We start from the raw sequence: 25120 nt of genomic DNA, 5'->3' as shown, positions 1-25120 counted from the left end.
GTGGCGGCCTCCCCGGAATGTCGCGCGGCTGGCCGGACCTGGCTCCGGGTGGGGGCCGTCTGGCCCCGCGTGGGGGCTGTCCGGCCCCGGGTGGGCCCCGGGTGGCGCGGCGTCCCCGGTCGGTTCAGAGCACCGGGCGGGCCGTCGACATCAGGCGCTCCACGTGCTCGATCACCTCGGCCCGGCTCGCGAACACCGGCTCGATGATCTCGTCCCCGCGCCGGTCCAGGGCTCCCCACCGGTGCTCCGCCGACACGATCAGGTACGCCACCGGGTGGATCACCAGCCCCCGGTACGCGGGCTGGACCAGCACCCGTCCCGTCCGGTCCACGACGCCCTTGCGCCCGCCGCGCTCGACCACGGCGAGCCCCTCCTCGGTGAACCCCTCCACGTAGCGCCCGTCGGCCAGCGCCGTGCAGAACTGGTCGTACGAGCAGGACAGCATCACCTTGCCGTGCACGTCCACGGCCCCCCAGCCGCCGGCCCGGCGCACGGCCGCGACGCCGTGCCGGAAGGGCCGCACGTCGTCGTACCCGGCGGAGATGACCACCCGGCCGTCGAGGTCGATGGCCACCCAGTCGTCGTCGTCCGTCCGGCGCACCCAGGCCAGCCCGTCCCGGTACGGCTGCGCGTCGGCGTAGTCGCCCTCCGGTACGAGCTGCTCGGGGGCCTCGCGCTGCCGGGGCATCGGCCCGAACCCGACGGTCGAGGCGCGCTCGGCGATCGCGTCGAGGACCAGTTCGACCTCGCCGATCAGTTCCTGGTCGTAGGTGAGCCGGCGCAGTTCGAGGGCGCGTTCCAGGTACGCGGCGGCCTCGATGAGCCGGCCCTGGTCGTACGCCGACCGGGACGCGTGCGCGTACAGGCTGGCGCGCAGCGGGCCGGGCAGCTCGGTGGAGTTCGCCTGCGCGTACAGCTCGTCGGCGGCCCGGTGCTCGCCGCGCCACTGGTGCACCCGCGCGAGCCGGGCCCGCGACAGCGCGATCCGGCGCAACTGGTCGGTGCTCTCGGCGTGCTCGACGGCGAGCCGGGCGTCACTGAGCGCCGGGTCGTACTCGCCGAGCAGCCGGTGGGTGACGGCGCGCAGGCCGAGGAGCCGGGCCCGGGTACCCGGATCCGAACTGTCGGAAATCCGACTCGTGAGGGCCGCCCGAATCGAGCGCAGCCGGGCCGGATCGGACACCGTCTCGCGCAGGGTCACCGGGTCGAGGGGGAAGCGTTCCTCGGCGAGGGCGCGCTCGGGGTCGCCGTCGTAGGGGACCGCGTCGTCGGTGGGGACGTAGGCCGCGACGTCGGGGATCTGCGAGGCGGCGGACGGCAGCGGTTCGACCGGGGCCGGGGGCGGGGGTGGGGGTGCGGGCGGCGCCGGCTCGGTTCGGGGCGCGGGGACCACCGGGGTCGCCACGATCACCGGCGGCGGAGCGGGGCGGGACTCCACGACCACCTCGACCACATCCACCCGCACGGCCGGCGGCGGGGCGGCGGACGGGGCCGCAGGCCCAGGAGGTGCGGAAACGGGAGCCGCGACCGGGCTGGGAGCCGCAGTCGGCGGAGCCACTGCTGCCACCGAGACCGGGGCCACCGGCACCGAAACAGCCTCCGGAACGGGCTCCGAAACCGGCGCCAACGGTGCCGGTTCTGGTACCACTACAGACGGTGCGACCGAAACTTCCTCTTCCGCCCGGACCACTTCGGGCAGCGAGGGGCGGGTGGCGAACCAGCCACCGGCCACACTCGCGTCACTCATGCCGCACGCACCCTGCGAAATTAGCCTGACGGGGGGACACCGCGCGGCGTAGGCTCGGCCGCTTGTGTGTCGATAGGAGGGTAAAGCGTGACCGCACCCGCCGCCAGTATTCCGGCCGGTTCGTTACGAGCCTTTCTGGCCCTCGCCGGAGCAGGTTATAGACGATTTTCTACCTATACGCAGGCCACGTTCGCCATGGCTTTCACCAACTCGGTCTTCGGGTTCCTCAAGTGTTACGTGTTCCTGACAGTCGCGGCCGGCGCCGGCGGGGTCGTGCTGGGCTACGACCGGTCCCAACTGGCCACCTACATGTGGGTCTCGCAGGGCATCATCGGGGTCATCAACGTGTGGGGCCAGCTCGACCTCGTGCAGCAGATCCGGACCGGCAACGTGGTGTCCGACCTGCTCCGGCCGATCGACCTGATGTGGGCGGCGGCGGCGACCGAGTCCGGCCGGTTCCTGTACTCGATGCTGGTCCGGTTCAGCCTCCCCGTCGTGGTCGGGGCGGTCTTCTTCACGTTGTACGTGCCCCGGCACGTGATCACCTATCCGCTGTTCGCGGCGGCGCTCGTGCTGTCGGCGGCGCTGTGCTTCTGCCTGCGGTACCTCCTCGCGCTCGTGTGTTTCTGGTTGTTGGACGTCCGTGGCGTGTGGACCGCGTGGCTGCTGATGTCGGGGCTGTTCGGCGGGCTGCAGTTCCCGATCGAACTCTGGCCCGACGGGCTCGCGGCGGTGCTGCGGGCCACCCCGTTCCCGCTGCTGTTCCAGGGGCCGCTGGACGTGCTCGTGGAGAAGCGGTCCTTCGACGTGCTCGGCCTCCAGCTCGGCTGGCTGGTGGCGCTGGTGGCGCTGTCCCGGGTGGTGCAGGCCCGGGCGCTGCGCAGGCTGGTGGTGCAGGGTGGCTGACAACCCCTATCTGCGGGTACTGGGCGCGCAGGTCCGCAGCCAGGCCCAGTACCGGGCGTCGTTCGCCCTGGACCTGGTCACCGCCACGGTGCTGGCGGCCGTGGACGTCGGCGCGATCTTCATGCTGTTCCGGGTCACGAAGACGCTCGGCGGTTTCGCCTGGACCGAGATCATCCTGATCACGGCGCTGTCGGTGGTCGCGTTCAGCTTCGCCGACGGGCTGGTCGGCGAGATCGAGCGCCTCAAGACGTACGTCCGCACGGGGCTGCTCGACACCGTCCTGCTCCGGCCGCTGTCCGCCCTGGGCCAGCTCCTGGTGCTCGACTTCGCCAGCCGCCGCCTGGGCCGGATGCTCCAGGCCCTGGTCTTCTACGGGGTCGCGCTGGTCGTCGCCCCGGTGGTGTGGACCCCGGGCGCGGTGCTGCTGGCCGTGCTCGCCCCGATCGCGGGGGCGGTCTTCTTCGGGTCGCTGTTCGTCGTCTTCGCCTCGCTGGCCTTCTGGTGGGTGGAGTCCGGGGACGTGGGCAACGCGTTCACGTACGGCGGCCGGGACTTCACCAACTATCCGACCACCATGTTCGGGGGCTGGTTCCGTGGCCTGTTCGCGTACGGGCTGGGGTTCGCGTTCGTCGCGTACCTGCCGGCCCTGGCGCTGCTGGGCCGCTCGGACCCCCTCGGCGTACCGGATCCGCTGCGGTGGCTCTCGCCCGTCGTCGCGCTGCTCGCCCTTCTGTTCGCCCGGACGGTCTGGCGGGCCGGGCTCCGTCGCTACGGGAGTACCGGATCATGATCATTGAGACGCGTGGACTGCGGAAGGACTTCACGGTCCGCAAGAAGGTCGGCCGGTTCCGCCGCGAGTCGGTGACCGTGCCGGCCGTCGACGGGGTGGACCTGGCCATCGACCGGGGCGAGCTGCTCGGCTACATCGGCCCGAACGGGGCCGGCAAGTCCACCACCCTGAAGATCCTCACCGGCATCATGACCCCCTCGGCCGGCGAGGTCACCGTGTGCGGGCTGCGCCCCGTGCCGCAGCGCACCACCCTGGCCCGGCGGATCGGCTCCGTGTTCGGCCAGCGGTCCCAGCTGTGGTGGGACCTGCCGCTGCGCGACTCCTTCGACCTGCTCCGACACGTGTACCGGGTGCCGCCGGCCGAGCACGCCGCCCGCCTCAAGCGCTGCCGCGCGCTGCTGGACCTGGACGAGTTCCTCGACACCCCGGTGCGGCAGCTCTCCCTCGGCCAGCGGATGCGCGGCGAGATCACGGCCTCGCTGCTGCACGGCCCCGAGGTGCTGTTCCTCGACGAGCCGACCATCGGGCTGGACGTGATGAGCAAGCAGGCCGTCCGGGGCTTCCTGGCCGAGTTGGGGGCCGCCGGGGACACCACCATCGTGTTGACCACCCACGACCTGGCCGACATCGAGAAGCTGTGCGAGCGGCTGGTCGTCATCGACCACGGCCGGGTGGTGCACGACGGCTCCCTGGAGGCGCTGCACGACCGGTACGACTCCCGGCGCGGCATCGTCGCGGACCTGGAGGCGCCGTGGCCGGCCGGGCTGGTGATCCCGGGCGCCCGGGTGGTGGAGGTCGACGGGTCGCGGGTCCGGCTGGAGGTGGACGGGGCCACGGTCGGCGAGGTGGTGGGGCGGCTCGCGGCGGTGGTCGCGCTGCGGGACCTGTCCGTGGTGGAGCCGGAGATCGAGGACGTGATCGCGAAGCTGTACGGCGGGGCGTAGGGTCCGGCCGCAACCGGCTCGGGCCGCCGGCACCGGGCCCGGGCAGGCAGCACCAGTCCCGGGCCGCCCGCCGCGCCCCGGAAACGCGTCGTGGGCACCCCCTCGGTGAGGGAGTGCCCACGGGCGGACCCGGCTACGCCTCCGGGTGCTCGGTCACGTTCTGGAGGTACAGCGGCAGGCCCAGCGACTCGATCAGAGCGAGCTGGGTCTCCAGGTAGTCGATGTGACCCTCCTCGTCGGCGAGGATCTCCTCGAAGAGGTTCGCGGAGGTGACGTCACCGATCTTGCGCATGTACTCGATCCCCTTGCGGAGCCGGGTCACGGCCTCCTGCTCGACCTGCATGTCGCAGGCGAACATCTCCGGGACGCTCTCGCCGATCCGCAGCGGGAACAGCCGCTGGTAGTTCGGCAGCCCGTCGAGGTACAGGATGCGGTCGGTGATCTTGTCGGCGTGCTTCATCTCGTCGATGGACTCGTGCCGCGTGTACTTGGCCAGCTTGGTGTAGCCCCAGTTCTCCTGCATCTTGGAATGGAGGAAGTACTGGTTGATGGCCGTCAGTTCGGCGGTGAGCTGCTCGTTGAGGAACTCGATGACTGTGGGATCTCCCTGCATGATCAGCAGGATAAAGGCACCGGTGTCCGGGTCAGTCGCTAAGGGTATGCAATTACGCGCTTAGGGTAGCCAATGCTGGGCTTTCCTCGCCGATCAGATCCGCGATCCGGTCCAGGCACGAACCGCAGCCGGTGCCGGCCCCGCAGGCGTCGCCGACGCTCTCCTCGCACCGGGCGCCGAAGCGGATCGCGTCGCGGACCTCGCACTCGCGGACGCGCGCGCAGATGCAAACGAACACGCGATCACCCCTTCGCTTAGCCTGGCCTAAGCAAGGATGCCCTAAGGGGGCGGCTCCGTCAAGGGTTCGCGCAGGTCAGAGTGGGTCCACCGTTCGGGGGAGAACGTTCGTCCCTCGATGTGCGCCGTGTCCTGTTCAGATGTTTACCGTTCGACCGATTCGGCCTTTACCTGCCGGGCCCTACGGTTCGGCACATGCGGATACATCGAGCTTTGACGATTGTTGCCGTCGCGGTGGCCGTGACGGTCGGGTTCGGCTCCCCGGCCTTCGCCGCCACCAAACTCACCCAGTCCCAGGCGGCCGGCCAGCTGTCGGCCTCGGGCATCACGTGGTCCTCCAGCGGGGGCTGCACGAACCGGAACGTCTCCACCTGCACGTCGTTCGAGCAGATCAACCAGTCCACCGTCAGCGGGATCAAGACGTTCAAGGCGATCACCGGCTGCGCGATCAACATCACGGGGGGTACGGAGACCGGGCACTCCGGCGGCACGTACAGCCACTGGAACGGCTACAAGGTCGACGTCGGCAAGACCACCTGCGTGACCAACTACGTCAAGAACCACTACACCTACGTCGGGTACATCTCCGGCTGGGGATACCAGTACAAGGCGCCGTCGGGGAACCTCTACACCGACGAGGGCAACCACTGGGACATCCTGTACTACACCTGCGGCTGCTGACCCGCCCTCCGACCGTCGCCGGGGAGGCTTCGAGCCTTCCCGGCCGGTCGCGTCGGGGTGGGTCGCTCACCAGAGCCTTGCGACGGCCCCGGAGTCGCAGGTCCCGGCGCCGGGCACGCACCCGGGCTCGACGGGCGTGGCCGGGTCAGTAGAGCCAGAGGGAGACCGACGAACCCTTCGCGACCTGCTGGTTCGCGCCCGGCGACTGGGTGTAGACCGTGTTGCGCCCGCCCGGCCAGTTGAAGGCCCTGACCGCGACCAGCCCCACCGACTCCAGCTTCTTCTTCGCGTCCTCGAACGACAGCCCGCCCACGTCGGGCACCGCCACCATCGGCGGGCCGGCGCTCACGCTCAGCGTGACCTGCGCGTTGGTCTCCACGCCGGTGCCGCTGACCGGGTTCTGGCCGATCACCCGGTCCTTGGCCACGGTGTCGTTGTTCACGACGTTGACCACGACGACGAGCCCGAGCTTCTCCAGTTCGCGCTTGGCGTCCTCGACCTTCTTGCCGACCACGCTGGGTACCGTGATCGGCGGCGGCCCCTTGCTGATCGCGAGGGAGACGGGCGCCCCGGCGGGCAGCACCGTGCCGGCCGGCGGGTCGACCGAGGCCACCTTCCCGGCGGCGACCGTCGCGCTGTACTGCTGGGACTGGGTGACCCGGAACGTCTGCGCCTTCAGGGCCTTGAGCGCGTCCTCCCCGTCCATCCCGACGAGGTCGGCGGGCACCGTGTGCCGCTCGGGCCCCTTGGAGACCGTGACGACGATCGTGCCGCCGCGCAGGATCGACTCGGTGGCCTTCGGCTGCTGGGAGACGACGGTGCCGACCGGGGCGGTCTCGCTGTAGCCCTCCACGGCCTTCAGGGAGAACCCGGCCTTCGCGGCCCTGGCCTGCGCGTCCGCCTGGGCGAGGCTGACCAGTGCCGGGGTCTCGGTGTACCGGCCCGCGCCGAACCACCAGCCGCCCAGCGCCGCGAGCACCCCGATCACGACGACGGCCGCGATGACGGCGAACGGCGGTTTGCGCAGCGCGCGCTGGGCGGCCATCGGCAGCCGGGCGGCGAGCGGGATGACGGTGGTGTGCGCCACGGGCGGCGGGACCGGGTGGTACCGCGCGACGGCGGGCCGGGGCGCGCCGAGATCCTCGCGGGCGGCGCCGAGCTCGGCGAGCATCGCCCCCGCGTCGGTGGGCCGCGCGCCCGGGTCGCGCCGGGTGGCGCGGGCGACGAGTTCGTCGAGGCTGGCGGAGGTCTCCGGGGCGAACCGCGACGGGGCGGGCACGTCGCGCTCCACGTGCTGCCAGGCGACGTCGACGGCCTGGGCGCCCTCGTACGGCACCCGGCCGGTGAGCAGCTCGAACAGCATGATGCCGGCGGAGTAGACGTCGGCGCGCGGGTCCGCGAACCCCTCGGAGACGAGTTCCGGGGCGACGTAGGCGACGGTGGCGAGCAGTTGGCCGCTGGCGGTGTTCTCCTCGCCGCTGGCCTCCACGGCGCGGGCCAGCCCGAAGTCGGCGACCTTGACCTGGCCGTCGTCGGCGATCAGCACGTTCTCGGGCTTGACGTCGCGGTGCACCAGGCCGGCCCGGTGCGCGGCGCCCAGGGCGGCGAGCACGGCGGCCATGATGTTCAGCGCCTCGTCGCCGGGAAGGGTGCCCCGGTCGTTGAGGACGTCGCGGAGGGTGCGGCCACGGACGTACTCCATCACCAGGTACGGCAGGCCGTCGTGGCTGCCCTCGTCGTACACCGCGACGATGTTGGGGTGGGTGAGCCGGGCGATCATCTTCGCCTCGCGCTCGAACCGGTCGGTGAACTGCCGCTTGCCCGCGTGCGTCGGATGGATGATCTTGATTGCGATCTCGCGCTCCAGGCGCTCGTCCATCGCGTGGTACACGGTCGCCATGCCGCCCCGGGCGATTCGGCCGCGAATGCGGTACCGCTCGTCCAGGAGCGCCCCGATCAGGGGGTCGGCGACTGTCGTGTCCACGCCCGCGAGTGTACGGGCCGGGCGCACCCCCGTGGTCCACCCGGCCCGACGACGCTCAGTGGTGGGTACTCGTGGGGGTCGGCGCGACCGTCGCGGTGGGCGTCGCGCTGGGCGTGGGACTGGGCGAGGAACTGGCCGTCGGCGACGGGGTCGGGCTGCCCTCCGGGGTGGGCGTCGGCCCGGCCGTGGACCGGGTCGGGGTCGGCCTGGGCGCCTCGGGGCGGGCGGAGGCCGACGGCTCCGCGGACGGGCTCCGGGTGGGCAGCCGGCGCGGGGTCGAGGTGACCCGCCGGGGCTCGGAGCCGGCCGGCCCGCCGTCGGCCGTACCCCCCTGGATCTCTGTGCCGCCCCGGCCGGCGGCGGCCCCCAGGGCGGTGTCGCCCCGCACGGCCTTCGCCACGCCGAGCACGGTGAAGTACGAGCCGGCGGCCACCGCGAGGACCAGCAACGACAGGCCCAGGAGCACGATGCCCCGGTGGGTGGGGTGCTCCGGCTCCGCGCCCCGACGAAACAGGTCGTAACGGACGGAGCGTAGGACTCCGCGGATTTCCCGACGGAGGTTCATGTGCGATTTCCCTTCCAGAGGCCGACCCGAGGGGCGGGAACGGGGGAGGCCCTAGTCTTGTGGGGTGACTACGGAAATTTCGCCAGCCGAGTGGCTGACCCTGCCTGATGTGTCCGAACGGCTCGACCTGCCGATCCTCAAGGTCCGGCAGCTGCTGCGGGAGGGACAGATCCTCGCGGTGCGCCGCGACGGGGTGCTGCGGGTACCGAGCGAGCTGCTCGCCACCCCGCTCGCGATCAAGCACCTCCCGGGTGTTTTGAACCTCTTGCGTGATGCTGGGTACAACGACGAAGAGGCACTCAGGTGGCTCTATACCCCCGACGAGTACCTGGAGGGGACGCCGGCCGCCGCCCTGAGCCACCGGTCCACCGAGGTCAAGCGCCGGGCACAGGCCGCGGGCTATTGAGGCACCTGTCGTACCTGTTCGTGCTGGTCGGATGCCTGGCCGCCGCGATCTGGCTGGAGCCCGTGCTCCGGACCGGGGTGCTCCGGCAGGGGCGGCGGCTCGCGCTCACCGTCCTGCCGGTCGCGGCCGTCTTCGTCTGCTGGGACCTGGCGGCCATCGCGGCCGGGCACTGGCGCTACGACCCCGCCCAGGTGCTCGGCGTGACCCTGCCCGGCCGGTTGCCCCTGGAGGAACTGCTGTTCTTCCTGGTCGTACCCCTGTGCGCGATCCTCGGTTTCGAAGCCGTCCGGAAAGTGCTGGCCCGATGACCTACACGGCCGCCGTCGGCCTCGGGCTGCTGTGCGCGGTCCTCGTCGATCTCCGGGTACTGCGGACCAGGCTGCTGCTCGGGCGGACATTCTGGGCGACGTACCCGATCATCGTGTTCTTCCAGCTTCTGTCCAACGGGATTCTCACCGGCCGGGGCATCGTCCAATATGATCCCCGTGCGATCACCGGCTGGCGGATCGCGCACGCCCCGGTCGAGGACCTGGGGTTCGGTTTCGCCCTCGTGCTGACGACACTGTCGGTATGGACCTGGCTGGGGAAGCGTAAGAGTGAACAGTAAGCAGAAGGGCCTGCTCGCCTCGGCGGCCGTCCTCGTCGTGGCCGTGCTGGCCGTGTTCCTGATCGGCAAGCTGTCGGCGGACCCGAAACCCGCCCCGGACGGCGCGCGGGCCACGGCAACAGCCACCGGCGGCACGGCGGCCACCACCGGACCGGCCGCGCAGGCGACCTCGACGAAGCCGCGGGCCACCACGCCCGCGCCGCCCGACTCCGGGCTCAAGAAGATCAAGGTCGCGGACCTGCCCGCCGAGGGCCGCAACACCCTCGCGCTGATCGACCAGGGCGGGCCGTTCCCCTACAAGCAGGACGGCGTGATCTTCGAGAACCGGGAGCGCCGGCTGCCGCAGAAGCCGGGCGGCTACTACCACGAGTACACGGTCGTGACGCCCGGCGAGGGTGACCGGGGCGCGCGCCGCCTGATCACGGGCGACGGCGGGGACCTGTACTACACGGCCGACCATTATGGCAGTTTCCAGCAGGTTCTCCGCTGACTTCCGGAATAACCGCCCACGCCCCCGCTGTCCGATTGATCATCGGTACATGCTGGAGCTGCTGGCAAGAAACTGGGGCCTCGTCGTCCTGCGGGGCGTCCTCGCCGTCGTGTTCGGCGTCCTGGCCGTCGCCTGGCCCGGGGTCACCGTGCTCGCCCTGGTACTCGTCTGGGGGGTCTACGCCCTGATCGACGGGGTCACCGCCGGCTGGCTGGGCATCTCGGGCCGGGGCGAGCACCGCTGGCTGCTCGTCCTGATGGGCGTCGCCGGGGTGCTCGCCGGCATCGGCACCTTCCTCTGGCCGGGGATCACCGCGCTCGTCCTGCTGGTCTTCATCGCCAGCTGGTCGATCATCATCGGACTGCTCTACCTGTACGCCGCCTGGCAGATCCGCAAGGAGGTGACCGGCGAGTGGCTGCTGTACCTGTCCGGCGCGCTGTTCGTCCTCCTCGGCATCGTGCTGCTGGTCCGCCCCGGTCAGGGTCTGGTCGCGCTCGCCGTCACCCTCGGGATCTGGTCGATCATCTGGGGCGTGTCCCTCGTGTTCTACGGCTTCCGGCTGCGCGGCCTGGCGAGGACGTCACACCCCTCCGGTATATAGAACGCATGTACGAATCTCTGGCCGAACTCCTGCACCGCCGCCGCCGCGCCCGGGGCTGGAGCCAGCACCGGCTCGCCCGCGAGCTCAACACCCTGACCGGCCGGCCCACCCTCACCCGGCACGAGGTGTCCCGGTGGGAACGGTCCCGCCGGCTGCCCGGGCCGTTCTGGCGCGGGGGGCTGGCGGCGTTGCTCGGCCTGTCGGAGGAGGAACTGCGGGCGGCCTCGGCCGCCGGGCGCCGCCGACGCAGGGTTCGGACCCGGCCGCGCTGACGGAGGGTCCGCGCTGGCCACGCCTACGCCGGCTCCGCGCCCGGCCCCGCCGGATTCGACCCCGGCCCCGCCGAATCGGCCCGGGAGCCCCCGGTCACCAGTGCGGAACCCGAACATCCGGAGCACCCCCTGATCGACTACCGTCGGGGCCGTGAATCACGATCATGCGCCGCTGCAGCGCCGGGTGACCGCCGCGTTGGAGTCGTTCCTGACAGCCCAGCGCGAGCGGCTCTCCGCGATCGACTCCGCCCTGCTGCCGGTCGCCGACGCGCTCACCGAGTTCGTGCTCGGCGGCGGCAAGCGGATGCGCCCCGCCTTCGCGTACTGGGGCTTCGCCGGCGCGGGCGGCACGGACGCCGACGAGGTCGTCGGGTGCCTGTCGAGCCTCGAACTCGTGCAGGCCAGCGCCCTGATCCACGACGACGTGATGGACGCCTCCGACACCCGGCGCGGCCTGCCCGCCATCCACCGCCGGTTCGCCGACCGGCACGCGGCCGAGGGCTGGGCCGGTGACTCCGAGGCGTTCGGCCGGGCGGCGGCGATCCTGCTGGGGGACCTGTGCCTGGCCTGGTCGGACGAGCTGTTCGACGGCGCGGGCGTGGATCCGGTGGCGGTGGCCCGGGCCCGGCCCGTGTTCGACGAGATGCGCACCGAGGTGATGGCCGGCCAGTACCTGGACGTGCTCGCGGTCGCCACCCGGGACACCAGCCTCGAACGGGCCAGCAAGATCGCGGTGTACAAGTCGGCGAAGTACACCATCGAGCGCCCGATCCTGATGGGCGGCGCCCTGGCCGGGGCCGACGACGGCCTGCTCAAGAGCTACTCCGCGTACGGGCTCCCGCTCGGCGAGGCGTTCCAGCTCCGCGACGACGAACTGGGCGTGTTCGGCGACCCGGCCGTCACCGGCAAGCCCGCGGGCGACGACCTGCGCGAGGGCAAGCGGACGTACCTGGTGGCCGCCGCCATGGCCGCCGGCACCCCCGCCCAGCGCGACCTGGTCACCGCCCTGCTCGGCGACCCGGACCTCGACGACGCCGGGGTGGCCGCGCTCCGGGACGTGATCGTGTCCACCGGCGCGCTGGCGACCGTGGAGGCCCGGATCTCCGAACTGACCGCCGCCGCGCACGAGGCCCTCGACGGGGCGCCGGTGGAGCCGGGGGCGCGGGCCGTGCTCGCGGACCTGATCACCGCCGCGACCCGCCGCGCGGGCTGACCCGCCACCGGGAGACGCCCGCCCCGGCCTGACCCACCACCGGGAGGCGCCGGCCCCGGCCTGACCCACCACCGGGAGACGCCCGCCCGGCCTGACCTACCGCGTGGAGCGCCTCCGGGTCGCGCCCACCCGGCCCGCGCCGCAATCCCGAGCCCGGCCCGGCGGCCCGTGCCCCGGGGCCGCCCGCCCGGAAAAGAAGTGTGGGCCAGCCCCGTTCCCGGCTCCTCCCACCCACCCCGTTCCCCGGTTACATCGACCCATGCCCGATCCCGAGAACGCGCCAATCGTCGAGCTGCTCCGGCGCCTCGCGGCGCACCTGATCCGGCAGCACGAACCCGCCCTCGACGCCCCGCCCGACACCCGTCCCCGCAGGTGCCGGGCCTGCGGCGAGTCCTGGCCGTGTCTGGGCCGCCGGCTGGGGGAGCGTGGCTGGGCGGCGAGCGCCGACCGTCCCGAATGATGGTGGTTCTTCAACTCCCCCCACCGCCACCAGTAGTCTGGCGACCGTGGCAATCAACAACGCGTCCTTCCGCCCGGCACGACCGGCGTCGATCGGTGACCTGATCCGGCACCCCGACCCGACGTTCTCGTTCGAGTTCTTCCCGCCGCGGAACGCCGAGGGCGAGCAGGTGCTGTGGCAGACGATCCGGGAACTGGAGCAGCTGCGCCCGTCGTTCGTCTCGGTGACGTACGGCGCCGGCGGCACCACCCGCGACCTGACCGTGGAGGTGACGGAGCGGCTCGCCACGGAGACCACGATGTTGCCCATGGCGCACCTGACCGCCGTGGACCACTCGGTCCGCGAGTTGCGGCACGTCGTCGGCCGGCTGGCCGGCGCCGGGGTCCGCAACATCCTCGCGGTCCGGGGCGACCCGAAGTCCGGCGTCGACGGCGAGTGGATCAAGCACCCCGAGGGCGTGCTGTACGCGGAGGACCTGGTCCGCCTCGTGAAGGAGGCCGGGGACTTCAGCGTGGGCGTGGCCGCGTTCCCGTACAAGCACCCGCGCTCGCGGGACATCGAGGAGGACACGAGGTTCTTCGTCCGCAAGATGCGGGCCGGCGCGGACTTCGCCATCACCCAGATGTTCTTCGACGCCGACGACTACCTGCGGCTGCGCGACCGGGTCGCCGCCGCCGGCTGTGACGCGCCGATCGTGCCGTGCATCATGCCGGTCGTCGCGATGGGCACGATCGCCAAGTCGGCCCAGTTGTCGGGGGCCCCGTTCCCGTCGGCGTTGGCGGCGCAGTTCGAGAAGGTGGCCGACGATCCGGCCGCCGTCCGTAGACTCGGGATCGACCAGGCCGGCGAGCTGTGCCAGAGGCTGTTGCGCGAGGGCGCGCCGGGGATCCACTTCATCACCTTCAACAGGTCCACGGCGACCCGCGAGGTGTGGCAGAACATCACGGGGGTGCGTGCGCATGCGGCATGACGGAGTCACGGTCATCGGGGTCGGCCGGGTCCCGGTCACCCCGGACGTCCTGATGGCGAACCTGGGGGCCGAGGTCACCGCCCCGTCGGTGCAGGCCGCGCTGGACCGCTGCTCGGCCGCGCTGAACAGCATCAACGACGTGCTCAAGCGCTCCGGGGTGCCCGACCGCGACCGGCAGACCGCCGGCGCCCGGGTCTTCCAGGCGTTCGGCCCCAACGGCGCGCCGCAGGGCTGGACGGCCAGCCAGCAGCTCACCGCGCGGCTGCGCGACCTGGGTACGGCCGGCGACATCGTGGGCGCGGCGATCGGAGCGGCGGGCGACGCGGCCCGGCTGCACGACCTGAGCTTCGCCGTGGACGACCCGGCCGAGGCGAAGACACGCGCGCGCGATCTGGCCTTCGAGGACGCGAAAACGAAGGCCCGGCGTTACGCTGAGCTGGCCGAGCGACGACTCGGTGTGGTCGAGGCGGTCTCCGAGGCGGGTCAGGGCGGCGGTTCCGGCCCGGGGCACGCGATGCGGGCCATGGCTTTCGGGGGCGGCCCGTCCGTGGAGGCCGGTGAACTGGAGATCTCGGCATCCGTCGAGGTGCGATGGGGGTTGTTGAGCTGACGACGCTGGGCTGGGACGGTTACGCGGCACGCTGGGCGTCGCTGCACGGGGTCGATCCGAGGACGACCCCGCAACCGTTCCGTGGCTGGCTCCGGGTGTCCTACGCCCTGGCCCGCCCGCTGGCCCGGCTCGGCGCCGCCCCCGGCAACCTGCTCGCCGCGAGCCTGGTCCTGAGCCTGGCCGTGCCGGCGTTCGCGGCCGTCGGCGGCTGGTGGACCCTCGGCGCGGGGGCGGCGGTGCTGCTCGCGGTCGTCACCGACGCGGTCAGCCGCGCGCTGGCGGTGCTCACAGAGCGGATCACCCGGATCGGCTACGTGTACGCGGCCCTGGTCGAGCGGTTGTCCGAGGCGGCCTGGCTGGGCGCGTTGTGGCTGCTGGGCGCGCCGGGCGTGCTGATCGTGGCGTGCGGCGCGCTGACCTGGCTCCAGGAGTACCTGCGGACCCGGACGGCCGAGACCGGCGTCGTCCTCGTCGAGGGTTCCGTGCTCGGCGAACGCGGCCCCCGGATCGCGACCGTCGCGCTGGGCCTGATCCTGTGTGGACTGGCCGGTGCGGCCTCCGAGACCCTGGCCCGGGGCGCGGCGGCCCTGGTCGGGGCGGTCTGGCTGCTCGTCGCCGTCCTCGGCCTGACCCACGTCTTCACGTCGGTCCGCCGCTCCCTCGGCTGACGAACCCCTTCATCGGGGTACCGGGACCCGCGCGGACCCGGGCGCCCACCCGGAAGGCGAACCGCCCACGTTGCCCCGGCCCCATCGTGTGCCGTGATCAGGCCTCCCACCCGGGCCCGCTATGCGCTCCGACCAGACTCGTCGCCCCGGTCCAGCGGCAGCGACCGCCCCAACACGGCGAACGGCCGCTCGTCCCCGGGGAAGTGGAAGTCGCGCAGCACGTCGAGGAACCCGAGCCGCCGGTACAGCCGCCAGGCCCTCGACGCCTCCCGGGGCACCTCGGGCGTGGACAGCAGCACCGTGCCGCGCGGCACCCCGGTGAGCAGTGCCACCAGCTGCCGGTGCCCGCTGCCGTGCCCCTGCGCGCCGGGGGCCACGTGCAGCTCCACCAGTTCGAAGCAGTCGTCCATCCAGCCGTGGTACACCGGCCGGGGCAGCGCGCCGCGCACCTGCTCGTGCCACCACTGGCCGGGGCTGGACGTGTACCCGTAGCCGAAGCCGAGCAGCGAGCCGTCGTCGTCGAGGGTGGCCACGGCCCGGAAGCCCGGCCGGCCGGCGTGGCTGGCGACGAAGCTGCGCCGGGAGAAGATCAGGTCCCTCGGGTACGCCATCGCCGCCCCGTACACGGCCAGGACGTCGTCGAGGCGGTGCAGGAGATCGTCGGGTCCCCAGTGGATGAGTGGCATAGGTACGTATCTTGGCGCATTAGGACAAGGTCTGCGGCGCGGCAAGCCGGGCCGAGAGCCAGTTGAGTGCCGACGGGATCAGGACGAGCCAGGCGGAAAGCGTGTGCCCGCCCACCGGGATGAACGCCGTCGTGAACCGGACCGGGGCCCTGACGTGCGGCGCGAACTCCCGGATCCCCGCCATCGCGTTCTTGTCGTCGTTGGCCGACCCGAACCAGATGTCGACGTCGGGGACCGGCGCGTTCTGGATCCGCCACAGCGGGGAGTTCTCCTGGCGGGCCCGCTCGTTCCCCTTGAACAGGTCCTGGGTGCCGCCCGCGCCGCCCGGCAACGGCTTGAAGTACCCCGCGATGCTGCCGGCCGCGACGTACCGGTCGGGGTGGCGCAGCACGTGGTTCACGGCGCAGTACCCGCCGGTGGAGAAGCCGATCACACCCCAGGCGGCCCGGTCCCCGCGTACCCGGTAACGGCTCTGCACGGCGGCGGGCACGTCCTCGGTCAGATACGTGTCGAACTGCGGCCCGCCCTCGGCGTTCACGCACTCGCTGTCCCACTTGGGATCAGGGTGCATGGTCGGGTAGATCACGACGGTCGGGGCCATCCGGTGCGCGGCGATCTCGGCGTCGAGCATCTTCTGCGCCCCGGTGCCGGACACCCACGTGTTCGGCGTGCCCGGGTAGCCCGCGTAGGCCGTGATCACCGGGTACCGCACGTTGTCGGACTGGTCGTAGCCCGGCGGCAGGTACACCACCACCGGCAGCGCGATGCCCGCCTTCCCCGGCGCGGGCGTGAACTGCTCCATCCGGCTCTGCCCGGGCGCGGCGGTGGGCGGCGCGGTCCCGTCGTCACCGCCGGACGGCACGGCGGCGGCGTCGCGGTCGCCGAGCACGTGCCCCCAGGTCGGGGCCAGGAACATGATCCGGTTGACGGCCACCCCGACCACGGAGAACGCCGTGACCGCGCACAGCAGGAGCAGCACCGGACGGATCAGCCAACGCACCCGGCGGGCCCGGGGCCAGGCCCACGCGACCAGGACGGTCGTCGCGACCGCGATCGCCATGGTGAGCAGCTGCAGGCTCAGGCTCGTGGGGGTCATCGCCGGTTCCCGGGGGCCGCCGGGGGCCGGCTCGGGGTGGCCGGCGGCCGGGGCGAGGACGACGCGCCGGGGGTGGGCGTCGGTGACGTGGTCGTGGACGTGCTGACCTGGCCGGCCGTCTGCGCCGGGTCGAGGGCGGCCGGGAGCTGGGCCGCCGCCCAGCGCAGGGCCGTCGCCAGCGGGTCGGCGTGCTTGGGGGAGAGACGCGTGTTGGGGGAGGCGGTGGCCGTCGGTTTCGCGGTGCCCGGGTGCGGGGTGCCGGTCGGGTTCGCCGTGGCACCCGGGTGGGCCGAGCCGCCCGGGCCGGGGGTGCTGCCCGTGGACGGTGGGCCGCCCGGGCTCGTGCTGCCGGCCGCCGAGGGCACGGGAACGCCGGGCGGCACCGCCACGCCGGGCGCGAGGAACACGGCCACCGGGCTGTTCATCGCCGCGAGCGCCTTCGCCGGGGCGGCCAGCTCGGCCGGGGCGGGCGGGGTGACGGCGGCCGCCGACCGGTACCGCTCCGGGTGCCGGCGGGCCAGGTCCAGCGCCGCGACCCCGTACTTCCCGACGCCGACCGTGGACCACCGGTCGGGGGTGGTGCGCAGGTCGCGGGCCAGTTCCTCCGGCAGTTCCGCGCCGAGCAGCCGCAGGGAGGCGGCGTCGTGGGTCCTCGGGTGCAGGAACACGACGATCGCCGGGTCGCCGTTGCGGCCGGCGGCGCGCGGGTCCGACCAGCCGGGCGTCCCGGGCGGCCCGAACGCGACGATCACGGGGAACCGGCTGTTGGGCTGCAGGAAGTACTGCGCCGGCAGGCTGATCGACGGGTGCTCCGCGACCGGCCACTTTCCGCCCCCCGCCGGCTGCCAGGGGAACGCCAGCCCGGACTTCGCGCCCTGCTGGGCCCGGGCCCGCAGCCACTCGTCGAGCCCGCCGCTGGTGACGCTCTCGGCCACGTGCCGCTTGGCCTTCGGCGGACTGACCAGGGTCTCCAGGGTGGGGTAGAGCTGCTCCGACCGGTTCACCACGAGGCCCACGCAGAGCACCACCATGATCTGGGACAGCAGCAGCGAGCCGCTCCGCAACGCCAGGCGCCCCCGACGCGGCCAGCGCCGCCACAGTGTGACCGTGCCCGCCACCACGAGGATCGCGAGGACGAACCCACCGACGAGGGTCGATGTGGCGGTCAGGGACATGGCTCCCACTGTAAAGAGCGGTTTTCCGGTACGACGACCGGAGTGATCTGTCCGACACCTCCACATCCCGCGCACCCCGAACACCCCTCCCCGACGGGTGGCCGAGCTGGTTCGCGGTGTGGAGATCGACCGCAAGGGGGCTGTTGTCCCGAATTGAAGAATGGTGAATGGGTGTTGCGTCCACTGTGTGGAGAGCGCTACTCTACGTCTATTCGAACAAGAGTTCGAACATGCACGCGGTTCGACCGGCTGGAGGATTCCGCATGCTGACGATCCCGGCACACGCCTTCCCGCAGCGCACGCCGCTGGAGCTGTTCGCGCTGGCCCGCAAGGGGTTGGCCGAGGCCGCTGCCGCCAGCACCGACGAGGAGCGCTACGCCACCGCCCATCTCGCCGCCCTGCGCGCGGCGGCCGCCGTCGTGGCCGCCAGGGCCCGGCCGGCCCCCGGTGGCCGGGGCCGCCCGACCAGCGTCTGGGGTCTGCTCACCCTCGTCGCGCCCGAGTTGTCCGACTGGGCGGCCCTGTTCGCCGCCGGCGCCCGCCGCCGGGCCATCGCCGAGGCCGGGGTCCCCGGCGCGGTCACCCACCAGGAGTCCGAGCGGCTCATGGTGGAGGCCGAGCGCTTCGTGGCGATCGTCGCCGACGCGCTCGCCCTGAGTTACCGGTCCGCGACCGCCCTGCCCAGGGCGGCCTGACCGGCCACCACGTCCCCGTCCGGGGCCGCGCCACTGCGTCGGCTCCGACCGGGGCCCGGCGCCCGTCGTCGGCAATCCCCCCGTCGGCGGCGACGCGCCTGCTGGTTCCGCGACCCGGCACCCCCCTGCCGGGTCGCGGAACACAACTACCCGGCAACGCGTGGGGCGAGGGTCCGGTGTGCTCGCTTTCGCCGGGTCGGACGCCCTAGGCTTTGCGGCATGACTGACCCTCTGGTCGAGCGCATGCGTCCGTTCGGCACCACGATCTTCGCGGAGATGTCCGCGCTGGCCGCCCGCACCGGTGCCGTCAACCTCGGCCAGGGCTTCCCCGACACCGACGGCCCCGCCGAGATGCTCGAGGCGGCCCGGGCGGCGATCCTCGGTGGACACAACCAGTACCCGCCGGGGCCCGGGGTGCCCGCCCTGCGGGCCGCCATCGCGGAGCACCAGCGCCGGTTCTGGGGGCTGGAGTACGACCCGGACGGCGAGGTCCTCGTCACCGCCGGGGCGACCGAGGCGATCGCGGCGTCGATCCTGGGGCTGTGCGAGGCCGGCGACGAGGTGATCTGCTTCGAGCCGTACTACGACTCCTACGCGGCCTCGATCGCGCTGGCCGGCGCCGTCCGCCGCCCGGTCACCCTCCGCCCCACCACCACCACCACCGCCGGCCCCGCCGCCAAGGCCACCGCCACGTCGACCGGCACCGGGAACACCGGCACGGCAGCCATCGCCGGCCACCCGACCTTCACCACGGCGGCCGGCACCACGGGTCACCCGACCGGCGACTCCGCTCCGGGCCCCACCGGTCACCCGGCCGCCGACTCCGGCCCCACCGGTCACCCGACCGACGCCTCCGGCCCCGGCGTCGAGGACACCTTCCTCGGCGCGGCCGGCCCCGAGGGCGACCCCGGTGCCGGTTACGCGTTCGACCCGGACGAGCTGCGCGCGGCCTTCTCCCCGCGTACCCGTCTGGTGCTCTTGAACTCCCCGCACAACCCGACCGGCAAGGTGTTCACCCGCGCCGAACTGACCCTGATCAGCGAACTGTGCGTCGAGCACGACGTGATCGCGGTCTGCGACGAGGTCTACGAGCACCTGGTGTTCGACGGCGAGCACCTGCCCCTGGCCGGCTTCCCGGGCATGCGGGACCGCACCCTGCAGATCTCCTCGGCCGGCAAGACGTTCTCCTGCACCGGCTGGAAGGTCGGCTGGGTGTGCGGCCCCGCCCCGCTGGTGTCGGCGGTCCTGCGGGTCAAGCAGTTCCTCACGTTCGTCAACGCGGGCCCGTTCCAGCCGGCCGTCGCGGTGGCCCTGGCCCTGCCGGACGGCTACTACCGGGGCTTCCGCGACGAGTTGCGCGCCAAGCGGGACGCGCTGTCGGAGGGGCTGCGCAAGGCGGGGTTCGACGTCCGCCGGGCCGAGGGCACGTACTTCGTGACGGCGGACATCACCCCGCTCGGCGGCGTCGACGGCGTGGAGTTCTGCCGCGCGCTGCCGGAACGCAGCGGGGTGGTGGCCGTGCCGACCCAGGTGTTCTACGACGACGTCGAGGCGGGCCGCCGCCTGGTCCGGTTCGCGTTCTGCAAGAAGCCGGAGGTCCTGGCCGAGGCGGTCAGCCGACTGACCGTGGGCGCATGACGGTGGGCCGCCAGTCGAGCCACCGGCCCCACGGGTCGACCTCGGCGAGCGCCACGACCTCGGTGATCCGGCCCGCCGCGTAGGTGACGGACGTCAGTACCACCGTGTGATCGCCCTCGAAGGGGTTGGGGTCGTCGGTGACGAGCGCGAGCGCGTGTTCGGGGTGCTCCTTGGTGATCCACACCAGGTCGCGCCCCGCCGCCGCGAGCAGCGCCGGGAGCTCTGCGCGCCGGTCCTTCTGACAGCAGAGGACGCTGGAGCCGTACACGACGGGCAGCTCGTCGGGCGGGATGTCGGCCAGGGCCCCGGGCAGCTGTTCGAAGAAGTCGCCGGCCCGCCAGTCGATCGTGGCGGCGTCCAGCGCGGCGAGACCCGCGGTGACCCGGGCGAGTTCGGCGGTGCGCTCGGGCCAGATCCCGGACAGCAGCCAGCGCACCGCGGCCGGGTCGTCGTGCCGGATCGGGTCCAGCTCCAGGGCGATCCGCCGCGCGATGTCCAACTCGGCGTGCCCGGGGACCTCGCCGCGGATCTCGCACCCGAGGGTGACCGCTCCCGCGCCGGTCACCCCGGAGGGGCCGGTCGACGCCGGGTAGTAGTCATAGTCATAGAAATCGGGCAGGAGGGTCAGGCCTGCCGCCGAGCCCATCTCCACGAGGGCCAGCGGCCTGCCCCCGGCGGCGACGGCCGCCCGGCCCAGCGCCGGCCGGATGATCGCGGCGATCGACGGGTCGTTGCTGCGGGGCTTGGCGTCGGCGCACAGCGCGGCCAGCCGGTCGCCGTGCGCAGCGACCAGGTCGGCGAACGCCTCGACCAGGCCGGCGTCGGGTTCGCGGGTGCCGCCGAGGGTGGGGTAGTAGTCGGCGAGCGGATGCCCGACCGTGCGCACCACGCACTGCACTGCGGAGAACAACAGGGGCGGGTGCGCCGGCGCGACCTCGCCGGAGCCCAACGGCGCCGCGAGGGCCGGATCCGCCGCGACGGCCCGGGCCAGGGCCACATAGCGGGGGGAGCCGCCCATCGTGAACCGGCCGTCGGCGGCCGTGGTGAACGCTTCCGCGAGCGTGGGGGTTTCAGTCACCGGGGAATAGTAGGTCGATCACGGACAAACGTCCGGACACCTTTTTCACCGTACGGGCCGATGGCGCTAACACCCTGGTATCGCCTAGCTTTGATACACGTGAGCTACCCCGAGCAATCCAACCCTCAGAGGTGGTACGGCGAGGAGCGCGATCCCCGCTACGCCGAGCCGCCGTACGCCGACCAGCGCCCCTCCGGGGAGTACCGGCCGCCGGAGCCCCGCGCCGGTGACCCTGCCCCCACGGAGCCCGCCTGGGGCGGCGCCACCCGGCCCGACGGCCCGGCCTGGGGCGGCGACCAGCAGTCCTGGACCCCGCCGGCCGATCAGCCCCCGGCCGCCTGGGACACCCCGCAGCCCCGCGCCACCGAGGGGTCCTGGACCCCCGAGCAGCGTCCGGCGGAACAGTCGTGGACGCCCGAGGGCCGGCCCGCCGAGGCGGCCACCGGCCAGTCGTGGACGCCCGAGCAGCGTTCGGCGGAGCAGCCCACCGGCCAGTCGTGGACCCCGGAGCAGCGCCCGGCCGAGCAGCCCTGGACCCCGGCGGAGCAGCCCACCGGCGGCCAGCGGCACCAGGCCGAACGGGTGCCCCTGCTCAAGGGCCAGCCCCGCCCGGAGCAGCCGAAGAGCAACGGTTTCCCCTCGGAGGGCAGTGGAGGCTTCCCGACGGAGCAGCCGGCGTTCGACCCGCCGACCACCCGGGTGCCGACCGTCGACCCGGCCCGGGGCCCCGAGCCCGCGCGCGGCCCGGAGCCGGCGCGCGCCCCGCAGCCCGGCTACCCGACCGAGCAGGTCCAGCTCCGCCGCCCCGAGCCGGCGGCCGACGGCGACGGCGTGTACCGCTCCCGCCGCCCGGTCATCGCCATCGGCCTGGCCGCCGTGGTCGGCGTACTGGAGATCGCGGCCCTCGTCCTGCTCGGCTCCACGCTGCTGGCCAGCGGCACGACGTCACCCTCCGGAGTCGTCGCGGGTGTCCTGCTCCTGCTGGGTCTGCCCGTTTTCGCCGCCGGAATGTACGGCATGGTGACCGGCGCGGGCCGGGCTTCCGAACGGCACGGCGCCCGGGTCCTGCTCCGCCCGCCGCTGTCGTACCTGGTGATCGGCCTGGTACTGCTGCTCGGCGCGGCCCTGGCGGCCGGGTGACAACCGGCACACCGTAGACTTGTCAACCGGCGACCGCCCTGCGCGGTCGACCTCGCGCGCCCTTCGTACGCACAGTGCGACGGCGGCTCTCCCTGGTCCCATCCGCGAGATGGACGCCAACGGGCCGACGACCGGGCGCTAGGGCCGTGACCACCGGTCGCGGCGACAACCAGGGAACAACGCGGGCCCCGGCCCGCACAGGGAGAGAAAGACACATGGCCGTCGTAACGATGCGTCAGCTCCTCGAGAGCGGCGTGCACTTCGGGCACCAGACCCGGCGCTGGAACCCGAAGATGAAGCGCTACATCTTCACCGAGCGCAACGGTATCTACATCATCGACCTGCGCCAGAGCCTCGACTACATCGAGAAGGCGTACAACCACATCAAGGCGACTGTCGCCGGTGGCGGTTCGATCCTCTTCGTGGGTACGAAGAAGCAGGCCCAGGAGGCCATCGCCGAGCAGGCCGCGCGCGTCGGCATGCCGTACGTGAACCACCGGTGGTTGGGTGGCATGCTCACCAACTTCCAGACGATCTACAAGCGGCTCCAGCGCATGAAGGAGCTCGAGGCCATGGAGCAGACCGGTCAGGGCGCGACCGGCCTGACCAAGAAGGAGCTCCTGACCCTCTCGCGCGAGAAGATCAAGCTCACCCGCACCCTCGGTGGTCTGCGGGACATGCAGAAGCTCCCGGCCGCGGTGTGGATCGTCGACACCAAGAAGGAGCACATCGCCGTCGATGAGGCGCGCAAGCTGCACATCCCGGTGATCGCGATCCTCGACACCAACTGCGACCCGGACGAGGTCGACTTCCCGATCCCGGGCAACGACGACGCGATCCGGTCGGCCGCGCTGCTGACCCGCGTGATCGCCGACGCCGTCGCCGCCGGCCTCGTGGCCCGCGCGGGCAAGGGCCGCAACGACGAGAAGCCGGAGCCGGGCGTCGTCGCCGGCGACGAGCCGCTCGCCGAGTGGGAGCAGGAGCTGCTCGCCCCGAAGGCCGACGAGACCCCGGCCGCCGCCGTGGCCGTGGAGACCGCTCCGGTCGCCGAGGCTGCTCCGGCCGCCGAGGCCGCCCCGGTCGAGGCCGCCGCGGTCGTCGAGACCCTGGCTGCCGAGAAGCCGGCCGCCGAGTAGTCCTGAGATCCTCCCAACTTTCGAGTCAGAGAGAAGACCATGGCGAACTACAGCGCAGCGGATGTCAAGAAGCTCCGCGAACTGACCGCTGCCGGCATGATGGACTGTAAGAAGGCGCTCGAGGAGGCCGAGGGCGACTTCGACAAGGCCGTCGAGATCCTGCGCGTCAAGGGTGCCAAGGACGTCGGCAAGCGGGCCGGTCGGACCGCCGCCAACGGCCTCGTCGCCCAGTCGGGCAACGCCCTGCTGGAGCTCAACTGCGAGACGGACTTCGTCGCCAAGAACGGCGCGTTCATCGAGCTGGCCCAGACCCTCGTCGAGCACGTCGCGGCCACCAAGCCGGCCGACGTGGCGGCGGCCCTGGCGAGCGACCTGAACGGCAAGAGCGTCGCGGACCTGATCCAGGACGAGTCGATCAAGATCGGCGAGAAGCTGGTCCTGAACCGGATCGCGATCTTCGAGGGCCAGACGACGGTGTACATGCACCGCAAGAGCGCCGACCTCCCGCCGGCTGTCGGCGTCATGGTCGAGTTCACCGGTGCCGACGCCGACACGGCGCGCGGCGTCGCGATGCAGATCGCGGCCATGCGGCCGAGCTACGTCACCCGTGACGAGGTTCCGGCCGAGGTCGTCGAGTCGGAGCGCCGGATCGCCGAGCAGACCTCCCGCGAGGAGGGCAAGCCCGAGGCGGCCCTGCCGAAGATCATCGAGGGCCGGGTCAACGGCTTCTTCAAGGACGTCGTCCTGACCGAGCAGGCTTCGGTCACCGACTCGAAGAAGACGGTCGCCCAGATCCTCACCGAGGCCGGGGTCACCGTGACGCGGTTCGCCCGCATCGAGGTCGGCCAGGCCTAAGCACGAACTCAAGGGGGCCGCGGTGGTGTGTTGTTGACGCGCCGCTGCGGCCCTTTTGCCGCGTAATAGACTGACTTCGGAGGTTTCCATGACCGACACCGCGACCACCCGGTACCGGCGGGTGGTTCTGAAGCTCTCCGGCGAGATGTTCGGCGGCGGAGCGGTCGGCGTCGATCCGGATGTCGTCTCCGAGGTGGCCCGCCAGATCGCCAAGGCCGTCACCGAGCGGGGCGTGCAGGTCGCCGTCGTGATGGGCGGCGGCAACTTCTTCCGGGGCGCCGAGCTGCAGAAGCGCGGCATGGACCGCCCCCGCGCCGACTACATCGGCATGCTCGGCACCGTGATGAACTGCCTGGCCCTCCAGGACTTCCTGGAGAAGGAGGGCATCGACACCCGAGTGCAGACCGCCATCCACATGGCCCAGGTCGCCGAGCCCTACATCCCGCGCCGGGCCATCCGGCACCTGGAGAAGGGCCGGGTCGTCATCTTCGGCGCCGGCGCCGGCATGCCGTTCTTCTCCACGGACACCGTGGCCGCCCAGCGCGCGCTGGAGATCGCCGCCGACGCCGTGCTGATGAGCAAGAACGGCGTCGACGCCGTCTACACCTCGGACCCGCGGACCAACCCGGACGCCGAGAAGCTCGATACCATCACGTTCGAGGAGTCGCTCCGGCGTGGACTGAAGGTGGTCGACGCGGCCGCGTTCAGCCTCTGCATGGAGAATCGGCTGCCGATGCTCGTGTTCGGTGCCGAGGGCGACGACATCCTCGTCCGGGCGCTCGGCGGCGAGCGGATCGGCACCCTGATCACCTCGGCTGAGGCCGGGCCCCGCAAGTAGAGCACCACCGACTTGAAGA

General features: G+C 72.5%; 30 protein-coding genes. 21 read left to right on the top strand and 9 right to left on the bottom strand.

The genetic code is table 11. The features are described from left to right. Window positions 1-124: 124 nt before the first annotated feature. The gene (locus AB0M43_RS20100; RefSeq protein WP_363726726.1) at window positions 125-1459 is read right to left on the bottom strand and encodes a WG repeat-containing protein; all 1335 of its coding nucleotides are present in this window, start codon (window positions 1457-1459) and stop codon (window positions 125-127) included. 483 nt (window positions 1460-1942) lie between these two features. On the opposite strand from AB0M43_RS20100, the gene AB0M43_RS20095 reads away from it, so the two are divergent. The 3 genes from AB0M43_RS20095 to AB0M43_RS20085 are packed head-to-tail and all read left to right on the top strand — an operon-like array spanning window position 1943 to window position 4387. Continuing rightward, a complete protein-coding gene (locus tag AB0M43_RS20095; protein ID WP_363726724.1) occupies window positions 1943-2653 on the top strand; it encodes an ABC-2 family transporter protein in 711 nt (236 codons plus the stop codon). Next, the gene (locus tag AB0M43_RS20090) at window positions 2646-3443 is read left to right on the top strand and encodes an ABC-2 family transporter protein (protein ID WP_363726722.1); all 798 of its coding nucleotides are present in this window, start codon (window positions 2646-2648) and stop codon (window positions 3441-3443) included. Before AB0M43_RS20095 ends, AB0M43_RS20090 begins: the two co-directional genes overlap by 8 nt. Then, a complete protein-coding gene (locus AB0M43_RS20085; RefSeq protein WP_363727000.1) occupies window positions 3437-4387 on the top strand; it encodes an ATP-binding cassette domain-containing protein in 951 nt (316 codons plus the stop codon). Before AB0M43_RS20090 ends, AB0M43_RS20085 begins: the two co-directional genes overlap by 7 nt. 133 nt (window positions 4388-4520) lie before the next feature. Here AB0M43_RS20085 and bfr read toward each other — a convergent pair whose 3' ends face one another. Next, a complete protein-coding gene (bfr, locus tag AB0M43_RS20080; RefSeq protein WP_363726720.1) occupies window positions 4521-5000 on the bottom strand; it encodes a bacterioferritin in 480 nt (159 codons plus the stop codon). Window positions 5001-5052: 52 nt separating this feature from the next. Then, the gene (locus AB0M43_RS20075) at window positions 5053-5238 is read right to left on the bottom strand and encodes a (2Fe-2S)-binding protein (protein WP_363726718.1); all 186 of its coding nucleotides are present in this window, start codon (window positions 5236-5238) and stop codon (window positions 5053-5055) included. A gap of 194 nt (window positions 5239-5432) precedes the next feature. On the opposite strand from AB0M43_RS20075, the gene AB0M43_RS20070 reads away from it, so the two are divergent. After that, the gene (locus tag AB0M43_RS20070; RefSeq protein WP_363726716.1) at window positions 5433-5918 is read left to right on the top strand and encodes a hypothetical protein; all 486 of its coding nucleotides are present in this window, start codon (window positions 5433-5435) and stop codon (window positions 5916-5918) included. A gap of 145 nt (window positions 5919-6063) precedes the next feature. Here the strand turns inward: AB0M43_RS20070 and AB0M43_RS20065 are convergent, their stop codons facing one another. Next, a complete protein-coding gene (locus tag AB0M43_RS20065) occupies window positions 6064-7902 on the bottom strand; it encodes a PASTA domain-containing protein (protein WP_363726714.1) in 1839 nt (612 codons plus the stop codon). 55 nt (window positions 7903-7957) lie between these two features. After that, complete coding sequence (locus tag AB0M43_RS20060; RefSeq protein WP_363726713.1) at window positions 7958-8467, bottom strand: hypothetical protein; 510 nt, start codon at window positions 8465-8467, stop codon at window positions 7958-7960. 64 nt (window positions 8468-8531) lie between these two features. On the opposite strand from AB0M43_RS20060, the gene AB0M43_RS20055 reads away from it, so the two are divergent. The 11 genes from AB0M43_RS20055 (at window position 8532) to AB0M43_RS20005 (ending at window position 14764) form a co-directional block, all read left to right on the top strand. Continuing rightward, complete coding sequence (locus tag AB0M43_RS20055; RefSeq protein ID WP_363726711.1) at window positions 8532-8873, top strand: Rv2175c family DNA-binding protein; 342 nt, start codon at window positions 8532-8534, stop codon at window positions 8871-8873. After that, the gene (locus AB0M43_RS20050) at window positions 8870-9181 is read left to right on the top strand and encodes a lycopene cyclase domain-containing protein (protein ID WP_363726709.1); all 312 of its coding nucleotides are present in this window, start codon (window positions 8870-8872) and stop codon (window positions 9179-9181) included. The genes AB0M43_RS20055 and AB0M43_RS20050 overlap by 4 nt, the downstream gene beginning before the upstream one ends. Then, entirely contained in the window at window positions 9178-9480 is a 303-nt protein-coding gene (locus AB0M43_RS20045; protein ID WP_363726707.1) for a lycopene cyclase domain-containing protein, read from the top strand. The genes AB0M43_RS20050 and AB0M43_RS20045 overlap by 4 nt, the downstream gene beginning before the upstream one ends. Then, window positions 9470-9970 (top strand): ribonuclease domain-containing protein, encoded by a 501-nt coding sequence (locus tag AB0M43_RS20040; RefSeq protein WP_363726705.1) that lies wholly within the window; start codon window positions 9470-9472, stop codon window positions 9968-9970. The genes AB0M43_RS20045 and AB0M43_RS20040 overlap by 11 nt, the downstream gene beginning before the upstream one ends. 49 nt (window positions 9971-10019) lie before the next feature. Continuing rightward, a complete protein-coding gene (locus tag AB0M43_RS20035; protein WP_363726703.1) occupies window positions 10020-10571 on the top strand; it encodes an HdeD family acid-resistance protein in 552 nt (183 codons plus the stop codon). 5 nt (window positions 10572-10576) lie between these two features. Then, window positions 10577-10843 (top strand): helix-turn-helix transcriptional regulator, encoded by a 267-nt coding sequence (locus tag AB0M43_RS20030; RefSeq protein ID WP_363726701.1) that lies wholly within the window; start codon window positions 10577-10579, stop codon window positions 10841-10843. A gap of 151 nt (window positions 10844-10994) precedes the next feature. Next, entirely contained in the window at window positions 10995-12056 is a 1062-nt protein-coding gene (locus AB0M43_RS20025) for a polyprenyl synthetase family protein (protein ID WP_363726699.1), read from the top strand. 259 nt (window positions 12057-12315) lie between these two features. Continuing rightward, the gene (locus AB0M43_RS20020) at window positions 12316-12516 is read left to right on the top strand and encodes a hypothetical protein (RefSeq protein ID WP_363726698.1); all 201 of its coding nucleotides are present in this window, start codon (window positions 12316-12318) and stop codon (window positions 12514-12516) included. A gap of 46 nt (window positions 12517-12562) precedes the next feature. After that, complete coding sequence (gene metF, locus AB0M43_RS20015) at window positions 12563-13486, top strand: methylenetetrahydrofolate reductase [NAD(P)H] (protein ID WP_363726696.1); 924 nt, start codon at window positions 12563-12565, stop codon at window positions 13484-13486. Then, the gene (locus AB0M43_RS20010) at window positions 13476-14096 is read left to right on the top strand and encodes an SIMPL domain-containing protein (RefSeq protein ID WP_363726694.1); all 621 of its coding nucleotides are present in this window, start codon (window positions 13476-13478) and stop codon (window positions 14094-14096) included. Before metF ends, AB0M43_RS20010 begins: the two co-directional genes overlap by 11 nt. Then, window positions 14078-14764, top strand: coding sequence for a CDP-alcohol phosphatidyltransferase family protein (locus tag AB0M43_RS20005; RefSeq protein WP_363726692.1), 687 nt, complete (start codon window positions 14078-14080; stop codon window positions 14762-14764). The genes AB0M43_RS20010 and AB0M43_RS20005 overlap by 19 nt, the downstream gene beginning before the upstream one ends. A gap of 119 nt (window positions 14765-14883) precedes the next feature. On the opposite strand, the gene AB0M43_RS20000 is transcribed toward AB0M43_RS20005, so the two are convergent. The 3 genes from AB0M43_RS20000 to AB0M43_RS19990 are packed head-to-tail and all read right to left on the bottom strand — an operon-like array spanning window position 14884 to window position 17721. Further along, window positions 14884-15450: a GNAT family N-acetyltransferase gene (locus AB0M43_RS20000; RefSeq protein WP_363726690.1), complete on the bottom strand. Its 567-nt coding sequence runs from the start codon at window positions 15448-15450 to the stop codon at window positions 14884-14886. 19 nt (window positions 15451-15469) lie between these two features. Continuing rightward, window positions 15470-16546 carry an alpha/beta hydrolase-fold protein gene (locus AB0M43_RS19995; protein ID WP_363726688.1) on the bottom strand — a complete coding sequence of 359 codons (1077 nt, stop codon included), beginning with the start codon at window positions 16544-16546 and terminating at the stop codon, window positions 15470-15472. Continuing rightward, window positions 16543-17721, bottom strand: a complete 1179-nt coding sequence (locus AB0M43_RS19990; protein ID WP_363726686.1) for a hypothetical protein — start codon at window positions 17719-17721, stop codon at window positions 16543-16545. The genes AB0M43_RS19995 and AB0M43_RS19990 overlap by 4 nt, the downstream gene beginning before the upstream one ends. A 263-nt stretch (window positions 17722-17984) precedes the next feature. On the opposite strand from AB0M43_RS19990, the gene AB0M43_RS19985 reads away from it, so the two are divergent. Both AB0M43_RS19985 and AB0M43_RS19980 read left to right on the top strand, forming a co-directional pair. After that, a complete protein-coding gene (locus AB0M43_RS19985) occupies window positions 17985-18416 on the top strand; it encodes an SAV_6107 family HEPN domain-containing protein (protein WP_363726684.1) in 432 nt (143 codons plus the stop codon). A gap of 219 nt (window positions 18417-18635) precedes the next feature. After that, complete coding sequence (locus AB0M43_RS19980; RefSeq protein ID WP_363726682.1) at window positions 18636-20054, top strand: pyridoxal phosphate-dependent aminotransferase; 1419 nt, start codon at window positions 18636-18638, stop codon at window positions 20052-20054. Here the strand turns inward: AB0M43_RS19980 and AB0M43_RS19975 are convergent. Beyond that, on the bottom strand, window positions 20029-21132 hold the full coding sequence (locus AB0M43_RS19975) for a DUF2332 family protein (RefSeq protein WP_363726681.1): 1104 nt from the start codon (window positions 21130-21132) through the stop codon (window positions 20029-20031). The two genes, AB0M43_RS19980 and AB0M43_RS19975, sit on opposite strands and share 26 nt — an antisense overlap. 99 nt (window positions 21133-21231) lie before the next feature. Between AB0M43_RS19975 and AB0M43_RS19970 the strand changes: the two genes are divergently transcribed. The 4 genes from AB0M43_RS19970 to pyrH all read left to right on the top strand — a co-directional run bounded on the left by AB0M43_RS19970 (window position 21232) and on the right by pyrH (window position 25101). Further along, the gene (locus tag AB0M43_RS19970; protein WP_363726679.1) at window positions 21232-22272 is read left to right on the top strand and encodes a hypothetical protein; all 1041 of its coding nucleotides are present in this window, start codon (window positions 21232-21234) and stop codon (window positions 22270-22272) included. A gap of 215 nt (window positions 22273-22487) precedes the next feature. Beyond that, window positions 22488-23408: a 30S ribosomal protein S2 gene (gene rpsB, locus AB0M43_RS19965; protein WP_363726677.1), complete on the top strand. Its 921-nt coding sequence runs from the start codon at window positions 22488-22490 to the stop codon at window positions 23406-23408. A 39-nt stretch (window positions 23409-23447) separates the two neighbouring features. Further along, the gene (tsf, locus tag AB0M43_RS19960) at window positions 23448-24263 is read left to right on the top strand and encodes a translation elongation factor Ts (RefSeq protein WP_363726675.1); all 816 of its coding nucleotides are present in this window, start codon (window positions 23448-23450) and stop codon (window positions 24261-24263) included. Between the two features lie 88 nt (window positions 24264-24351). Beyond that, complete coding sequence (gene pyrH / locus AB0M43_RS19955) at window positions 24352-25101, top strand: UMP kinase (RefSeq protein WP_363726673.1); 750 nt, start codon at window positions 24352-24354, stop codon at window positions 25099-25101. Window positions 25102-25120 lie beyond the last annotated feature (19 nt).

The sequence above is a fragment of the Longispora sp. NPDC051575 genome (genome assembly GCF_040681875.1).
Taxonomy (GTDB): domain Bacteria; phylum Actinomycetota; class Actinomycetes; order Mycobacteriales; family Micromonosporaceae; genus Longispora.
The sequence above is the reverse complement of the archived record's forward strand: the minus strand, read 5'-3'. Positions and strand labels throughout refer to the sequence as shown.

Excerpts from the sequence above, each read along its gene's own strand:
- AB0M43_RS20045 (WP_363726707.1), top strand. The coding sequence starts at position 9,178 with ATGACCTACACGGCCGCCGTCGGCCTCGGGCTGCTGTGCGCGGTCCTC.
- AB0M43_RS20030 (WP_363726701.1), top strand. The coding sequence starts at position 10,577 with ATGTACGAATCTCTGGCCGAACTCCTGCACCGCCGCCGCCGCGCCCGG.
- AB0M43_RS19985 (WP_363726684.1), top strand. The coding sequence starts at position 17,985 with ATGCTGACGATCCCGGCACACGCCTTCCCGCAGCGCACGCCGCTGGAG.
- AB0M43_RS20095 (WP_363726724.1), top strand. The coding sequence starts at position 1,943 with ATGGCTTTCACCAACTCGGTCTTCGGGTTCCTCAAGTGTTACGTGTTC.
- bfr (WP_363726720.1), bottom strand. The coding sequence starts at position 5,000 with ATGCAGGGAGATCCCACAGTCATCGAGTTCCTCAACGAGCAGCTCACC.
- AB0M43_RS20070 (WP_363726716.1), top strand. The coding sequence starts at position 5,433 with ATGCGGATACATCGAGCTTTGACGATTGTTGCCGTCGCGGTGGCCGTG.
- AB0M43_RS20010 (WP_363726694.1), top strand. The coding sequence starts at position 13,476 with ATGCGGCATGACGGAGTCACGGTCATCGGGGTCGGCCGGGTCCCGGTC.
- AB0M43_RS20020 (WP_363726698.1), top strand. The coding sequence starts at position 12,316 with ATGCCCGATCCCGAGAACGCGCCAATCGTCGAGCTGCTCCGGCGCCTC.
- AB0M43_RS20000 (WP_363726690.1), bottom strand. The coding sequence starts at position 15,450 with ATGCCACTCATCCACTGGGGACCCGACGATCTCCTGCACCGCCTCGAC.
- pyrH (WP_363726673.1), top strand. The coding sequence starts at position 24,352 with ATGACCGACACCGCGACCACCCGGTACCGGCGGGTGGTTCTGAAGCTC.
- AB0M43_RS19990 (WP_363726686.1), bottom strand. The coding sequence starts at position 17,721 with ATGTCCCTGACCGCCACATCGACCCTCGTCGGTGGGTTCGTCCTCGCG.
- tsf (WP_363726675.1), top strand. The coding sequence starts at position 23,448 with ATGGCGAACTACAGCGCAGCGGATGTCAAGAAGCTCCGCGAACTGACC.
- AB0M43_RS20060 (WP_363726713.1), bottom strand. The coding sequence starts at position 8,467 with ATGAACCTCCGTCGGGAAATCCGCGGAGTCCTACGCTCCGTCCGTTAC.
- AB0M43_RS20035 (WP_363726703.1), top strand. The coding sequence starts at position 10,020 with ATGCTGGAGCTGCTGGCAAGAAACTGGGGCCTCGTCGTCCTGCGGGGC.
- AB0M43_RS19980 (WP_363726682.1), top strand. The coding sequence starts at position 18,636 with ATGACTGACCCTCTGGTCGAGCGCATGCGTCCGTTCGGCACCACGATC.
- AB0M43_RS20005 (WP_363726692.1), top strand. The coding sequence starts at position 14,078 with ATGGGGGTTGTTGAGCTGACGACGCTGGGCTGGGACGGTTACGCGGCA.
- AB0M43_RS19995 (WP_363726688.1), bottom strand. The coding sequence starts at position 16,546 with ATGACCCCCACGAGCCTGAGCCTGCAGCTGCTCACCATGGCGATCGCG.
- rpsB (WP_363726677.1), top strand. The coding sequence starts at position 22,488 with ATGGCCGTCGTAACGATGCGTCAGCTCCTCGAGAGCGGCGTGCACTTC.